This window comes from Alteriqipengyuania abyssalis (assembly GCF_019857185.1).
GTDB classification, from domain to species: domain Bacteria; phylum Pseudomonadota; class Alphaproteobacteria; order Sphingomonadales; family Sphingomonadaceae; genus Alteriqipengyuania; species Alteriqipengyuania abyssalis.
Genome location: NZ_JAHWXP010000003.1, coordinates 92,604 through 107,671, shown reverse-complemented (window position 1 = coordinate 107,671; position 15,068 = coordinate 92,604). Strand labels below are relative to the sequence as shown.

Below are 15,068 nucleotides of genomic sequence, written 5' to 3'. Positions count from 1 at the left end.
CATGCTTGACACCGCGCAGCCTGCCCGTCACTTCGGTTGCGAAACGAAACTTGGGAGAGTGACTTATGGCTGATGCTTATATCGTCGATGCGGTGCGAACCGCAGGGGGCAAGCGCGGCGGCAAGCTGGCGGATGTCCATCCGGTAGACCTTGCCGCGCAGACGCTGGATGCGCTGATCGAGCGCACGGGAATCGACCCCAAGGTGGTCGACGACGTGATCATGGGCTGCGTCAGCCAGGGCGGCCAGCAGGCGATGCAGGTCGGCCGCAATGCGGTGCTCGCGACCAAGCATCTGGGCGAGGGCACTCCGGCGGTAACGATCGACCGTCAGTGCGGCTCCAGCCAGCAGGCGATCCAGTTCGCCGCGCAGGCGGTGATGAGCGGGACGCAGGATGTCGTGATCGCCAGCGGCGTCGAAAGCATGACCCGCGTGCCGATGGGCTCGACCGCGATGTTCCACATGAAGGAAGGGCTGGGCAATTATAAGTCGCCGGGCCTTGAGGAGAAATATCCCGGCGTCCAGTGGAGCCAGTTCATGGGCGCCGAGATGATGGCCAAGAAGCACGACATCTCAAAGGACGAGATGGACCGTTTCGCACTTGCCAGCCACGAGAAAGCCGCCGCCGCGACCAAGGCGGGCGCGTTCGACAAGGAAATCGTGCCGATCCCGATCGAGACGCCCGAAGGTTCCGAAATGCACACGGTGGACGAAGGCATCCGCTTCGACGCCACGCTGGAAGGGATCGCCGGCGTCAAGCTGCTCAGCCCCGAAGGTCGGCTTACCGCGGCGCTGGCCAGCCAGATCTGCGACGGGTCGAGCGCGGCGCTGATCGTCTCCGAAGCAATGCTCAAGGAACACGGCCTCACGCCGCTGGCGCGGATCGTCGACCTGACGGTGACTGCGGGCGACCCGGTGATCATGCTCGAAGAACCGCTGTTCGCGACCGACAAGGCGCTCAAGAAGGCGGGGCTGAGCATCAACGATATCGACCTGTACGAAGTCAACGAAGCCTTCGCCCCGGTGCCGATGGCATGGCTGAAGCACACCGGCGCGGACCCTGACAAGCTCAACGTCAATGGCGGCGCGATCGCGCTGGGCCACCCGCTGGGGGCTTCGGGAACGAAGCTGATGTCGACGCTGATCCACGCGCTGCACGCGCGCGGCAAGAAGTACGGCTTGCAGACGATGTGCGAAGGCGGCGGCGTCGCCAACGTGACCATCGTCGAGGCGCTCTAACAACACCTAACCGGAGAGAGATTGATGGAAATTTCCGCAAACACCCCTGCCGTCGTCACCGGCGGCGCATCCGGCCTCGGCCTTGCCACCGCGCGCGCCATTGCCGCGAAGGGCGCCAAGGTCGCGATCTTCGACATGAAGGAAGATGAAGGCCAGAAGGTCGCCGAAGAGCTCGGCGGCACCTTCTGCAAGGTCAACGTGACCAGCGAGGACGATGTTGCCGCGGCCTTCGCCAAGGCGCGCGAAGCGCACGGTCAGGAGCGTATTCTGGTCAATTGCGCCGGCATCGGCAACGCGATCAAGACTGCCAGCCGCTCCAAGGAAGACGGCAGCATCAAGCACTTCCCGCTCGCCGCGTTCGACTTCGTGATCCAGGTGAACCTCGTGGGCACGTTCCGCTGCATCGCGCACTCGGCGGCGGGCATGCTGACGCTCGACCCGCTGAACGACGACGGCGAGCGTGGCGCGATCGTCAACACCGCCAGCGTCGCCGCCGAAGACGGCCAGATCGGCCAGGCGGCCTACTCGGCCTCCAAGGGCGGCGTCGTCGGCATGACCCTGCCGATCGCGCGCGACCTGATGGGCGAGGGCATCCGGGTGAACACGATCCTGCCCGGCATCTTCCACACCCCGCTGCTGATGGGCCTGCCCGAAAAGGCGATCGAAGCGCTCAACGCCTCGGTCCCGTTCCCCAAGCGCCTCGGCAAGCCGGAAGAATACGCCAAGCTGGCGATGGTCATGCTGGAGAACAGCTACTTCAACGGCGAGGACGTCCGCCTCGACGGCGCGATCCGCATGGCGCCGCGTTAGGCGCGACGGTCTCCGCGTTCGCGTTGAGGCTTCAGATGTGAAACACAGGCATGGCCCTGTCCTGCGGATGCACTTCCGGCGGGGCGGGGCCATCGCTTGTCACCGCACCGAACAGGATCGAGAACGGCAGCGGTGGAGCGCCCAGCAGCGCGAGATAGGTATCCGGCATGTGCTGGTGCAGCGTTTCGATGACGAAGCTGACCAGGCCGTGCTTGCTCGAAGCGTTCTGCACGGTTCCTGTCAGCGCCACGCTCTCGCCGATCGGGGTGAAGCCATAGCCGCCGATCTTCAGCCGCAGCCAGGCGATGAACAGGAACAGTGTCACCAGCGGTCCGCCGCGCGGTGACGGGGTGAAGAAATTGCGCGTGGCGAGCACCGTGTTCCATCCGTAACTGACGGAATCGATCGTGTTGAAGACCCGCCGCGTGCGCCCCGACAGGCCACCGTCTTTTTCGAAAAGGGCTGCGAACGCGGCATTGCCCGGGGTCATCCCGGCGAAGCTGACCGAATAGATCGCGCGGTCCGGTTCCCGGCCGACCAGATCCAGCGCCAGCACCGGGGCCAGCGTGCCGCCAAGGCTGTGGCCGGTGACGCACAGACTGACACCCGGATCGAGCGCTGCCACGGCTTCCGCGATCGTCCTGCCGTTGGCATCGAGTAGGCCTGAGAGGTTCGTGTATCCGGTGTTGGTCCCGCCAGAGATCTTCGCGGATGCGCTATCCTTCCACGCCACCATGGGCCCGAACGGACTGTCCTGCTGGCCATTGTTCCAATAGATCGGCGAGAGGGGATCGGGGTAGGTACCCCGGATCGCCAGAACAACAGATCCGGCTTGCTCGTTCAGCGCGATATAGGCCAGATTATCCGGGTTCTGCCCGACTGCCGGGATCCAGATGATGGACCATTCACCGGCCAGCAGCTGGGCTTCGGCAAGATAACGGGGAATCTTCCCGACCGCGCCGTAGGCAATTCCGGCGAATGTCATCAGCCGGGCATCGTCGATCGGGAATTTGCGCATCCCTGACCCGTCCCTATGCCATGTTCTCGTGGATCGCCCTGGTCCACGATCCGTCGGGCTGGCCGGTCACCGCTTCGATATCCTGCGACAGGTTCCACAGCATCATCCCGGCCTTTTGCCCTGCGCTCGGGTTCCATTTCGCCAGAGCGATCGTGTCTTCCAGCGAGGTGCCCTGCGTGATCGGCCCGACCTTGTCCGCCTTGACGCCGATCGAAATCTTGCCCGGCGCGATCACCCCGGCGTACTGCTCGACCAGCTCCGTCATCGATGTGAAGTCGAGGAAATAGGCCATCGTGCTGATCGACGTCAGGTCGTCGGCAAGCTCTGCGATGACCTCCTGATCGCGTTCGAACAGATAGGTGTCGAGGGTGATGATCTTGTCCGGGATGCTTTTTCGCATCGCCTTGACCGTGTCGACGAACTGCTGGCCCGGAAACGAGTCCAGATCTTCGTTGTCGATGTCGATCCCGTCGAAACCCTGCTCTTCGCAGACATAGGCGAGCCACTGGCCGAATGCGTCGGGATCGGTGATGCCGGTGTTCCAGCCGACGGCGGGGTTGGGTGTGCCGATGATCGACAGCATCACCTTGGTGTCCGGAGAGTTCGCCCTGAGCGCCTTCAACCCTTCCGCGATCTTGTCCCCACTATTCGACTGCCTCAGGAAGGCATCCGAAGTGACGTTGCCGGGGAAGAGGTTGGAAAAGGCTAGAACCACGCGGTCGACATAGCCGGGCGTATCGCCGAGCAAGGGGCCTTCGCCAGCACCGCCTGAGGGCACATAGCCGAGCCAGAATGCGGTGAAGGTCGGCGGCGGCTGGCTCACAGCACGGTCCCACCCGATGCGGTCGGCACTCCGTAGACCGATGCGGTGATGACCGAATCCGACTTGGGATTGGGGCCGGTGTAATAGACCAGCCGCTGGGTCGGGGTCGCGATGATGGCGCCCGATGGCGGACCGTCCAGCCGGACGGTACCGCGCCAGCCCGTGCCGCCCTGTGGAAGAAGGCTCTCATCTTCGTCTGCCCCGACCAGCTGCGGGAGACACTGCACGCCGAAAATCAGCGTCTGCCCGCTTGCGATGCCAATATTCAGGAACCCTCGGCCGGTCGAGGCGAAGAAATTGTTGTATGGGTTCACATTGCCGCCGGAATCGATGATCTGCGCAAACAGCGCCTTGGGGCCGAGGCCCTGTTTGAAATCGGTCGTTTCCTGGAAGATCAGGTTGAACCCGGCCGACTGGGCGAGGCACGACACCTCGACAAAGAAACCCTGAATCAGGAAAGGGTTCTGCGGGCCCGACGGAATAATAGCGGTCGGGACGAGATTTTCAGCCAGGATTTCAAAAGAGGAAACATAGGTCATATAATCTCTCCCGAGTGTGTTCTCGAACATTTTCGCAGTCTCGTTTTGAGAAGCGTTAGCGCTTTGTATTTGAAGAAGAAAATATGAAAAACTATACGCGCGAATACAGTGCCTGGCCGATCTTTAACGGTCCAAAACGGACTACGAATATTTCGGGTTGCCAGAGTTTTTCCTTGCCATCATGGGTGGCCGACAGCCTGGACTGTCAATTCGTGACGAATACGTGCCCGCCTGCTTGCGGCGGCAGGGCTCGGGGCGCTCCACCGTCCGACGGTCCAAAACCCTCCGGCCGGCCCCGGCTGCCTGGTTTGGCGTTGATATCTGCCCTCCCATGCGTACCGTCCGGCGACATGACCGACTTCAGCCAGATCAAGCTCGCCATCGACGGGCCCATCGCCACCATCACCCTGCATCGCCCGGAGAAGATGAACGCCTTCACGCGCGACATGATGCGCGAGCTGATCGAGGCGATCGACATCACCGATGCTGAGGATGCGGTGCGCGCGGTGATCGTGACCGGCGAGGGAGAGCGGGCGTTTTGTGCAGGTGCCGACCTGACGCCCCCGCAGAACGAGGACGGCACGCCCAGGCACGTCTTTTCCGATCCGACGACGGTGGACGACCTGTCCGATCCGCTGGTGCGCGATGGCGGCGGGCAGCTGGTGCTGCGCCTGTTCAATTCGCAAAAGCCGCTGATCGGCGCGTGCAATGGCGTCGCGGTTGGCGTGGGCGCGACGATGCAGCTGCCGTTCGACATGCGGCTGTGTTCGGACAATGCGCGGTTCGGCTTCGTGTTTGCAAAGCGCGGCATCACGCCGGAGGCATGCTCAAGCTGGTTCCTGCCGCGTCTCGTCGGTATGTCGATCGCGCTCGAATGGTGCATGACGGGCCGCATCTTCGATGCACAGGAAGCACTCGACGCGGGGCTGGTCCGCTCGGTCCACCCGCAGGGCGAGCTTATGGATGCCGCGCGCGCACTGGCGCGCGAAATTGCCGAGAACGCATCGCCGATTTCGGTCGCGATGACCCGCGCGATGCTGTGGCGGCTGTCGGCGGAAGATCACCCGATGAAGGCGCACCGAATCGACAGCCGCTCGATCTATCGCCTCTCTCGCGGGGCCGATGCCAAGGAGGGCATCGCCAGCTTTCTCGAAAAGCGCCCGCCCGAATTCACCGGCAAGGTCAGCACCGACATGCCCGATTTCTATCCCTGGTGGCAGGAGCCCGAATATAAATGAGTGAAGCTTGGCATATCGGAGTCCTCGGCGGCTCGGGCCTCTACGAAGGGATCGAGCTGGAGAACCAGCAGCAGATCGAGGTATCCTCGCCCTTTGGTGAACCCTCGGGCCCGGTAACGACGGGCACGGTCGGCCATGTCCGGCTGACCTTCATGGCGCGGCACGGGGCGGGGCACGCGAAGTCGCCCGACACGGTCAACTACCGCGCCAATATCGACGTGATGAAGCGCTGCGGCGTGACCGACCTGATCGCGATCAGCGCAATCGGCTCTCTGCGAGAGGAAATGGCGCCGACGCACTTCGTGGGCGTCGACCAGTTCATCGACCGGACCAGCGGGCGCGCGAGCAGCTTTTTCGGGGAAGGGCTGGTGGCGCATGTTTCCCTGGCCGATCCTGTCTGCCCGCGGCTTGCGGCGCTGGTCGCCAATGCGGCGGAATCGAGCGGATCGACCGTCCATCGCGGCGGGACCTACGTGGCGATGGAAGGCCCGCAATTCTCGACCCGCGCGGAAAGCCGCATGTATCGCGGCTGGGGCGGGGACGTGATCGGGATGACCGGGATGCCCGAAGCGCGGCTCGCCCGCGAAGCAGAGCTGCCCTACGCGCTGATCGGCATGGTCACCGACTATGACAGCTGGCGCGATGAAGAGGCCGGGGTCGAGGCGTTCGATATCCTGTCCGTGCTCAAGGGCAATGCCGACCGCGCGCGCGCGATGCTGGACGAACTGGTCGCGACGCTGCCCGATACGCGCGCACCGAGCCCGGTGGATACCGCGCTCGAACACGCGATCATCACCGCGCCCGAAATGCGCGACAAAACGCTGATGGCAAAGCTGGATGCGATTGCCGGGCGGGTGCTTGGGTAGGGTAGTCGCTTAGGACCGACATCCGCTCGCCTCCCCGCCCGGCCACCATATTGTGGTTGTACCCTTGGTGGCCGGGCGGGGAGGTGGGCGGATGACTGCCGGAGGTTCGCGTTAGCGAACCGGAGGTTAGTTCGAAAACGCGTCGGCGATCGAGCAGCCTGCCGGGCCGAGGATGACGATGAACAGTGTCGGCAGGATGAACAGGATCAGCGGCACGGTCATGATGGCGGGCAGGCGCGCGGCCTTCTCTTCGGCGCGCATCATCCGCTCGTTGCGGAATTCGGCCGAGAGGACGCGCAGCGCCGATGCCAGCGGGGTGCCGTAGCGCTCTGTCTGGATCATGGTGGTGACCACGCCCTGCACCGCTTCCAGATCGACCCGGTAGGCGAGATTGTCGAACGCCATCTTGCGGTTGTTGAGGAAGGAAAGCTCGATCGAGGTGAGCAGGAATTCGTCGCCCAGCTCGGGATAGGCGCGGCCCAGTTCCTTCGCCACGCGGGTGAAGGCGGAATCGATGGTCAGGCCGGCTTCGGCGCAGATCACCAGCAGGTCGAGCGCGTCGGGCAGGCCCTTACGGATCGCATCGGTGCGCTTCTTGGCCTTGTTCGCGATGTAGAGTTCAGGCCCCTTGTAGCCGATGAAGACCGCGATCGAGAGCGCACCGAGGCGCTTGAAGCTGCCCCAGTCGGCGAACATGTCGGACAGGTAGAAAAGGTAGAACGCGACGAGGCCCAGCACGATCGGCAGCACCGCACGCGCGCCGATCACGTAGACCGCATATTCCTTGTTGCGGATCCCTGCATGGGCGAGCTTCTGCTGGACGACTTCCAGCTGGCTCTGCTGCAGGACCTTGAAGTTGGCCAGCGTGTCCTTGACCTTGTCGGTCTTCTGGGTCCGGCGGACCAGGCTTTTGCGCTTGCGCGCGCTCTCGCGCACGATCCCGGCCTTGAGCTCGTCGCGCCGCTCGTTGAGGGCTTTGATCCGCTTGGCCATCGGGTCGCGTACGGTCACCGCGGCGTAGATCGCCAGCATAACCGCCAGCGCCGCAATCCCGGCCAGCACCGTGGCCACAGCGATCACGTCCACGCCCATCAGGGTGGGGTTGGCGGGCGCGCCGAACAGGAAGCCGGCAGAAAGGGAAATTGCGCCGTTCATCAGATCTCGAAGCTCACCATCTTGGCCATGATGAACACGCCCAGGCTCATCCAGATCAGTCCGCCGATACCGGCAATCATCAGCCGCTCATCGATGAAGAACGCGCCGAGATAGGTGGGATTGACCCACCAGATCATCGCGAAGACGATAAACGGCAGCGAGCCGACGATATAGGCCGATGCCTTGGATTCAGAGCTCATCGCCTTGATTTTCAGCTTCATCTGCGCGCGCTTGCGCAGCACGTCGGAGAGGTTGGAGAGCGTTTCGGCAAGGTTGCCGCCGGTCTCCCGCTGGATCGCAAGGGAGATGACGAAGAAGTTGAATTCGGCGATACCCAGCCGGTCGGCGCTTTCCTGCATCGCTTCTTCCATCGAACGGCCGATCTTGATCCGCTCGATAATGCCCTTGAACTCGATCCCGACCGGACCGGGGATTTCCTGTGCGACCACCGCCAGCGTCTCCGTTACCGGCAGGCCAGATCGCAGGCCGCGAACCAGCAGGTCGATCGCATCGGGGAAGCGCGCGTTGAACTGCGCGGTGCGCCGCTTCATGAAGAAACCGACCGCCAGGTGCGGCACGCCCGCGCCGATCAGCAGACCGGCAATGGCAGAAAGCAGCGGCACGCCGGTCTGCAGATAGATGATCAGGCCGACCATCACCGTCAGGCCGATGGTGGCATAGACATATTGCTTGACGGTCCAGCCCATGCCGGTCGCCTGCAGACGCAGAGCGAGCGCCTGCGAGCGTGAGCCGTTGCCGGCGGCCTTCTGGATCTTCGGCTTACGCGCGGCCAGCGCCTTCTTCATCTGGCTTTCGACGCGCGCGTTCGCGTCGTCGGTGTGGCGCGTGCGCACCCCGCTTAGCCGACGCTGCAACTGCTTGCGGGTCGACGGACCGGCCAGTGCGGAGGCCACCAGGCCGAGCGCGGCCAGGAAGCCCAGCGACAGAATGAAGAGCTGGATGACGTCCATGATGGCTTGCGTTCGTACGCGCGCGGGGAGTTACGCGACCCTTGCGGGCGCGCGTGCCCTTATGCGTCGACCTTCGCGGCTCCCTTCTTCGATTTCGCCTTGGGCTTGCCCTTCGAAGTGGACAGCAGGTTCTTGAGGTCGATCGAGCCGAGCAGCGATTTCTTGTCGGTCGGTGCGCCGGGCTCGATGTCTTCGTCGCTTGCGGTGAGGATGCGGTCCGCGACGGTACGCAGCTGTGCGGTGACCTTGCTCGACTTGTTCGCTTCCACAAGAGCCTGGCCCAGCTTGGCGGCAGTGATCGCCGCCTTGGGGTCGTAGGGAATGACGAAATCGACCTTGCGCTCGACCGACGCTTCGTAATCTCCGCGGGTGATTTCGCTGAGCCCGTTCTGCACCTTGTTGGCGAGGATCAGCGGCTGGGCATGCGGGGCATGCGTCTTCAGCCAGCTGAGAATGCGGATCGTGTCGCGCGCCGATGCCAGCGTGAATTCGCACACCAGTGCCACCACGTTCACATCCGCCAGCAGTTGGGGGAAGTTGATCAGCATGTTGCGCGGCAGATCGATCACGGTCATTTCGAACGCCTGCCGGAATTCCTCTTCCAGCTGCACGAAACCCGCCCCGTCGGTCATCAGGGGGGAGTTGATCGGCGCCTCGGCAGAGAGCACGGACAGATTGTCGTTGGCGCGGATCATCGCGCGTTCGATGAACAGGCCGTCGATGCGCCCCGGATTGTCGATCGCATCGGTCAGCCCGCGGCCCGGCTCGAGATCGAGCGTGAGCGCGCCGGTCCCGAAATGGACGTCGAGATCGAGCATTGCGGTCGGCAGTTTCTGCTCGTCGCTGAACAGCCACGCGAGCGAGGTCGCGATGGTGGAGGCGCCTGCGCCGCCGCGTGTGCCCACGACTGCGGTCGAGATATGGCGGCGCGCGGCCTGCGGATCGACCGCCTTGGGTGCGGAAAAGACCGCCTGCGCTTCGTTGAGCGCATCACGAACCTGGCCCGAGGCGAGCGGCTTGAGCAGATAGTCGTGAATTCCGCTGGCGAGCAGATCGCGATAGAGACGCACATCGTTGACCTGGCCGACCGCGATGACAACGGTGCCGGGCTCGCATACTTCGGCGAGCGCGTTGATATCGGTCAGCGGGTCGCTGCATTCGGAAAGATCGACCACCAGAATATTGGGACTGGCCGAGACCGCGAGCGACTGGATCGCATTGCGCAGGCCGCCCTTGGCGCATTTTTCCGGCGCCCAGCCCAGTTCGGCGACGACCGGCCGCAGCGTATCGATTGCGGTGTCATCGCACAGGAAGGCGGCGAAGGGATCGCGATTGCCTGACATGCCTGAATTCCACGGAGCGTTCATCGTGTGTCCTCGTTCAATCGCTGTGGCTCAGTCCGGGCTGCCCGAACCCGTGGCGGGCGCGCTGCTCGCGGACGGCGAACCGCCGCTGCGATAGGCCTCGATCGCGCGGGTAGAGCCGTTGACGCTGGAGCCGCCCCTGCTGGACTGTCCCCGCACGAGGTCTTCCGGATTGGCGACCATCGCGGCGTAGTTGCTGTTGGTGGCGCAGCCGTAATTGCGGCTTGTCGCATTGGCGAAATTGCCATCGCCGTCGTCGCTCCAGTTGGGGCAGGTCGGCACGGTGGCGACCGAACGGGTGACGACCACCCGGGTGCGTCCGGGCTCGACGAAGCCCTCGGTCACCGGAGCCTGCTCGCTCAACAGCAGGCCGTAGCGTTCGACGATTCCCGCGACCGCCGCGATCGTGGCCGGGCTGGCGGTGTCCGCCTCGACCGCGACGCGATCGCCGTAATCCAGATCGAGCGCCTCGAACCAGCCCGCCAGGCGGCGCTGTTCGGGGATCGGCAGCCCGCCCGGGCCGGCGGCCACGTCGAGCGTGTAGTGCGTCCGCTCCACCACCGGCTGGTTGAGGCTGTAGAGGCTGCGGTTGAAATCGGGTGCGCTGCATCCGCCTAGGCCCAGCACGAGGGCCGAGGTGAGCATGGCGGCGGCAAGACGGGCGTTGCGTTTCATGGTCGCTGGTCCTCTCAATCGTTCAGGCTGAAGCCCGGCGCGGCAGATGCGCTGCGCTGCCGCTTGCGCGGCTGTTCGGCGCGCTGTTCGCGGGGCTGCTGCCCTTGCGAGATCTGCGGCCCGCGCGACTGGCGGTCGCTGGTGGTGGGGCCGGGGCGCCCGGGTACGCCGCCTTGCGGGACGGTTTCCTTGAAGCCCAGCTGGCTGAGTGTGTCGGGGCTGTTGTAGCCGTCGGTCGGCAGGCGGATGTCGTTGCCGTCGACCGGCTTGACCAGATAGGGAGTGATGACGATGACCAGCTCGGTCTCGCCCTTGCGGAAGCTGTTGGAGCGGAACAGGTTGCCCAGGATCGGCACGTCGCCGAGGCCCGGCGCCTTGTCGATCGTGCTCTGGGAATTGTTGGTCATCAGCCCGGCGATCATGAAACTCTGGCCCGAACCAAGCTCGACCGTGGTCGATGCGCGGCGGGTGATCAGCGCGGGGATCTGCACCCCGTCGAGCGAGACCGCGCCTTGTGACGACAGCTCGCTGACTTCAGGCGACACGCGGATCGAGATGCGGCCATTGGCCAGCACCGTGGGCGTGTAGGTCAGCTTGACGCCGTAGTTGCGATATTCGACCGAGGTCGCGCCGAGCCCCTGGCTGATCGGAATCGGGAACTCGCCGCCCGCGAGGAAGTCTGCGGTTTCACCAGACAGCGCGGTCAGGTTGGGTTGCGAGAGCGTGCTGACGAGGCCGTTCGTCTCGGCAAGATCGAGCGCTGCAGCAAGGTCCATGCCGAACAGGCTGCCGAGCCCCGCGATGGTGGCTCCGGTGCCGTTGCCGGTGATGACGGTCGTGCCGTCGCTACCGCCGGTCACACCGACTCCGACGGGGCCGCCGGGCGTGTATTGCGGCGCGAAGTTGCGCCCGCGGGTGACGCCGAACTGGAAGCCGTTGGTGGCATCCGAGCTAAGCAGGTTGGCGCCGATCGCGCGGACCAGCGAACGGCTGACCTCTGCGAAGCGGACCTGAAGGTTGACCTGCAACGGCGTCGCCGTGGTTAGCCGCGCGATAACATTGGCTTCATCGCCCAGGAAGGCGGAAACCAGACGTTCCGCCTCGGCGGCGTCTTCCGGGTTGGCGACCGTGCCGGTCAGCAGCACGGTGTTGCTGCCCATCGTGGCGACGGAGATCTTCGCCTGCGGCATTGCGAGCGCGAGCATCTGGTCGAGGCTGCCGATATTGGAGCCGACCCGCACATTGGCGGCCCAGATCACGTCGCCCGCGGCATTGCTGGCATAGACGGTGGTCTCACCGCCCGACTTGCCGAAAAGGTAGAGCTGGCGCTGCGACTTCACCTGAATGTCCGCAATCGAATCATTGGCGATGAACACGTCCGCCATCGATCCGGGCACGTTGATCAGCTCGCCTTTGCCGATCGACAGGACGATGTCCTGCGTCGGGCGGACGACCGATTGCGCATCGGCCATCGTCGGGACGATCGAAAGCGGTGCGGCGCATAGTGCGGCACCGAGCAGCATGGGCCGCAGCCGGGGCCGCGTCCGCTTGCCTGCGGGGCGCGATGCAGTGCTTGTGGTGGCGTTCATTATGCTTGCCTTTTCCATGATCAGTCCCGCCTGAGCTGGCTGGTCTGCGCGGTATCCGTCTTGACCGTGCCGGTCTTGCCGGCGGTGACGGCGGTGCTTTCCTGGCCGCGCATCACGCGCACGACGGGTCCGCTGAAAGCGGGCGGTCCGGCGGGAGCGCCATTGGACACGGCAACCGGTCCTGCAGCGACCTGCGGGGCAGATCCGCCGTTGTTCTGCGGTTGCGGCACGCGCCGCTCGAAACGCGAGACGTCGGCGCCGGTGACGAAAGAGGCGCCGGTATCGCTCGGCATGTTGCGTGCACGGGCGAGCAGGCGCGCTTCTTCCTCGGGCGTGGCGTTGTCGGGGATGGCGATATCACCCGAAGCCAGCGCACGCTCCAGATCGGTGCTGTTGTCGGCGATCGAGCGCAGCGAGAGGCTGAGCGTGCCGACCGTCTGCGCGACCGCGATCTTCTCGGCGATCTTGGGCGTCACCTCCAGAGTGACGGTGCTGAAACCATTGACGACGGTCTGGCCGTCGACGGTGTTCTGCGAGGTCGACTGGTCGGTCGCGAGTACCCGCAGATTGCGCAGGATCGTCTCGGTGGCTTTCACGCCGTCGGTCTCGTGGGTCATCATCAGGTCGACCCGGTCGCCGGGGAAGACGAAGCCTGCGACGCTGGTCTGGGCGTTTACCGGCACGGTGATTGCGCGCATGCCGGGGCCAAGCGCTGCGGCGAGGAAGCCGCGATCGCCCGGCGCGACCAGCGCGCCCTGGGTGACCGGTTCGCCGGCGGTGATCTGGTAGCGTACGACGGTGCCCAGCAGTTTGGACACGTCGGACTCTCCGTCGATGAAATAGGCGTCGCGAACCAGTTCCTGAGGCCAGGCCTGATAGCTGATCGCATCCTGGGTGATGATCGTGCCGACCGGCAGGCTGCGCTGGGCGACCAGCACGCGCGGGCCGGTGGGCTCCACCGGGCCGGTTGCCGCGGCAACTTCCGGGGCGGACGCGCCGGCAAACATGCTGCGCGCGATGAACGCTGTGCCCGCTGCGATGACCAGTGCCGCCAGCAGCAGAACCAGCTTCTTCCTATCCATGACTTAAAAGTCCCCCAGATCGAACATGTCCACGCCAAAGGGCGGGATGGCTCGGTTGATTATGCGACAACTGGTTAAAATGGAGTTCATTGAACTTCTCGCGCTTTGCTGCGGCATTGCGAGCAGGGCCTGCATCTTCAGGCGGTTAGGCCGATCGCTGCACCGGCAGCGGGGAAGTAGTGGACGCTCAGGATCCATAGCCCGGCAGCGGAGATCGCCACGCCATAGGGGATCGCCAGCCGCTCCTTGCGGCGGCGCATGATGTGCCACGCGCCGAACACCAGCGTCAGTACGCCGCCCAGGATCGCCATCAGGAACACCAGCTGGAGGAAGGGGAGCGGGGCGATCCACAGCGCGAGCGCGGTCAGCAACTTCACATCGCCGCCGCCCATCGCGCGCAGCGCAAACAGCACGGCGAGGATCGCGAAGGCCGCCAGCGCGACCGCAAATTGCAGCGCCACGCCGGGCCACAGCGACAGGCCGCTGGCCCACCAGAACAGCGGCGCGCCCAGCGCAACTCCGCCGGTCAGCCAGTTGGCGATCCTGCGCGATCTGAGATCGGTGATCGCGGCCGTGACCAGCGCGATTGCCAGTGCAATCAGCAGTGCATAGTGCAGATAGTCGCTCAGCATGGACGGGCCGCAGGCCTCCCTAGTGGTGGACAAACCTGCTACCCGTCCGCGCTTACCAAAAAGTAACCACGAACCTCCGGATCATTCAGACCAATGTCGCCAGAACCGAGCACATCCTTCGATCGCCGCGCCATCCCCGACACCGCGCGCGAGAGCCACTGGGAAACCGCCGATGGCGCAAGCATCCGCCGGATCGACTGGCCGGTTGCGGCGGAAAACGCGCGGGGATCGATCCTGTTCATGCCCGGACGCGGCGATCACTACGAGAAATACCTCGAAACGCTGGACGAGTGGGCGCGCGAAGGCTGGCACGTCACCGCCAGCGACTGGCGCGGGCAGGGCATCTCGGGCCGTCTCGGCAAGGACGGATTGACTGGCCATATCGACGATTTCGGCATCTGGACCGCCGATCTGGCGGTGCTGTGGGACAAGTGGGTTGCGGAAACGCCTGGCCCGCACGTTCTGATCGGCCATTCGATGGGTGGGCATCTGGTGCTGCGCGCACTGGTCGAAGGGCGCGCAACGCCCGATGCTGCGGTACTCTCCGCCCCGATGCTCGGCCTGGTCGGCACGCCGGGGCCGCTGTGGCTGCTGAGTGCGGTCTCGAAGGGCATGGCGCGGCTGCGCGGTCCGCGCCAACCGGCATGGAAGACAAGCGAGAAGCCCGGCGCACTGCCCGAAGATCGCGGCGCGCTGCTGACGCATGATCCGGATCGCTATGCGGACGAGTTGTGGTGGCGCAATGCGCGGCCCGATGTCGCGATGGGCCCGGCAAGCTGGGGCTGGGTGGCCGCCGCGATCGCTTCGATGCGGGTGATCGAGGCGAAGGGGGCGCTGGAACGGGTCGATACGCCGGTGTTCCTGTTCGGCACCACCAACGACCAGCTGGTGGCGTGGGACGCAATTGCGCGCGCGGCGGCGCGGCTGCCCTTTGCCGAACTGCTGCAATTCGGCGACGAGGCCCATCACGAGATTTTCCGTGAGGTGGATGAGATACGCGGGCGCGCAATGGATGGCATCGCCGACTTTCTCGATCGCAAAGCGCCGCACCAATCCTAGATAGCGTCC

15 protein-coding genes are annotated in these 15,068 nt (G+C 64.8%); 5 read left to right on the top strand and 10 right to left on the bottom strand.

Translation table 11 applies throughout. The features are described 5' to 3' along the window. Positions 1–65 precede the first annotated feature (65 nt). Complete coding sequence (locus KYN89_RS10410) at positions 66–1,238, top strand: acetyl-CoA C-acetyltransferase (protein ID WP_197636788.1); 1,173 nt, start codon at positions 66–68, stop codon at positions 1,236–1,238. Positions 1,239–1,262: 24 nt separating this feature from the next. Continuing rightward, on the top strand, positions 1,263–2,048 hold the full coding sequence (locus KYN89_RS10405; protein WP_222825025.1) for an SDR family NAD(P)-dependent oxidoreductase: 786 nt from the start codon (positions 1,263–1,265) through the stop codon (positions 2,046–2,048). 31 nt (positions 2,049–2,079) lie between these two features. Here KYN89_RS10405 and KYN89_RS10400 read toward each other — a convergent pair whose 3' ends face one another. Genes KYN89_RS10400 through KYN89_RS10390 form a run of 3 tightly spaced genes read right to left on the bottom strand, consistent with a single transcriptional unit; the run spans position 2,080 to position 4,428 of the window. Next, the gene (locus KYN89_RS10400) at positions 2,080–3,066 is read right to left on the bottom strand and encodes a lipase family protein (RefSeq protein WP_222825024.1); all 987 of its coding nucleotides are present in this window, start codon (positions 3,064–3,066) and stop codon (positions 2,080–2,082) included. A 13-nt stretch (positions 3,067–3,079) separates the two neighbouring features. Beyond that, positions 3,080–3,889 carry a glycosyl hydrolase family 18 protein gene (locus KYN89_RS10395; protein ID WP_222825023.1) on the bottom strand — a complete coding sequence of 270 codons (810 nt, stop codon included), beginning with the start codon at positions 3,887–3,889 and terminating at the stop codon, positions 3,080–3,082. Then, entirely contained in the window at positions 3,886–4,428 is a 543-nt protein-coding gene (locus tag KYN89_RS10390; protein WP_222825022.1) for a hypothetical protein, read from the bottom strand. Before KYN89_RS10390 ends, KYN89_RS10395 begins: the two co-directional genes overlap by 4 nt. A gap of 350 nt (positions 4,429–4,778) precedes the next feature. On the opposite strand from KYN89_RS10390, the gene KYN89_RS10385 reads away from it, so the two are divergent. Together KYN89_RS10385 and mtnP are read left to right on the top strand one after the other, a co-directional pair. Then, complete coding sequence (locus KYN89_RS10385; RefSeq protein WP_222825021.1) at positions 4,779–5,666, top strand: crotonase/enoyl-CoA hydratase family protein; 888 nt, start codon at positions 4,779–4,781, stop codon at positions 5,664–5,666. Then, entirely contained in the window at positions 5,663–6,532 is an 870-nt protein-coding gene (gene mtnP, locus KYN89_RS10380) for an S-methyl-5'-thioadenosine phosphorylase (RefSeq protein WP_197636781.1), read from the top strand. Before KYN89_RS10385 ends, mtnP begins: the two co-directional genes overlap by 4 nt. A gap of 126 nt (positions 6,533–6,658) precedes the next feature. Here mtnP and KYN89_RS10375 read toward each other — a convergent pair whose 3' ends face one another. From KYN89_RS10375 to KYN89_RS10345, 7 genes are all read right to left on the bottom strand, one after another. Beyond that, positions 6,659–7,687, bottom strand: a complete 1,029-nt coding sequence (locus tag KYN89_RS10375) for a type II secretion system F family protein (protein ID WP_222825020.1) — start codon at positions 7,685–7,687, stop codon at positions 6,659–6,661. After that, on the bottom strand, positions 7,687–8,658 hold the full coding sequence (locus KYN89_RS10370; protein ID WP_222825019.1) for a type II secretion system F family protein: 972 nt from the start codon (positions 8,656–8,658) through the stop codon (positions 7,687–7,689). The genes KYN89_RS10375 and KYN89_RS10370 overlap by 1 nt, the downstream gene beginning before the upstream one ends. 59 nt (positions 8,659–8,717) lie before the next feature. Further along, the gene (locus KYN89_RS10365; protein ID WP_248285175.1) at positions 8,718–10,001 is read right to left on the bottom strand and encodes a CpaE/TadZ family protein; all 1,284 of its coding nucleotides are present in this window, start codon (positions 9,999–10,001) and stop codon (positions 8,718–8,720) included. Positions 10,002–10,052: 51 nt separating this feature from the next. Further along, complete coding sequence (locus KYN89_RS10360) at positions 10,053–10,697, bottom strand: CpaD family pilus assembly protein (RefSeq protein WP_222825017.1); 645 nt, start codon at positions 10,695–10,697, stop codon at positions 10,053–10,055. 14 nt (positions 10,698–10,711) lie between these two features. Further along, complete coding sequence (locus KYN89_RS10355) at positions 10,712–12,286, bottom strand: type II and III secretion system protein family protein (protein ID WP_429699543.1); 1,575 nt, start codon at positions 12,284–12,286, stop codon at positions 10,712–10,714. A gap of 20 nt (positions 12,287–12,306) precedes the next feature. Next, entirely contained in the window at positions 12,307–13,368 is a 1,062-nt protein-coding gene (gene cpaB, locus KYN89_RS10350; RefSeq protein ID WP_222825016.1) for a Flp pilus assembly protein CpaB, read from the bottom strand. A 137-nt stretch (positions 13,369–13,505) separates the two neighbouring features. Then, complete coding sequence (locus KYN89_RS10345) at positions 13,506–14,000, bottom strand: A24 family peptidase (protein ID WP_222825015.1); 495 nt, start codon at positions 13,998–14,000, stop codon at positions 13,506–13,508. Positions 14,001–14,093: 93 nt separating this feature from the next. On the opposite strand from KYN89_RS10345, the gene KYN89_RS10340 reads away from it, so the two are divergent. After that, positions 14,094–15,059 carry an alpha/beta fold hydrolase gene (locus KYN89_RS10340; RefSeq protein WP_222825014.1) on the top strand — a complete coding sequence of 322 codons (966 nt, stop codon included), beginning with the start codon at positions 14,094–14,096 and terminating at the stop codon, positions 15,057–15,059. The last annotated feature ends 9 nt before the right edge of the window (positions 15,060–15,068 follow it).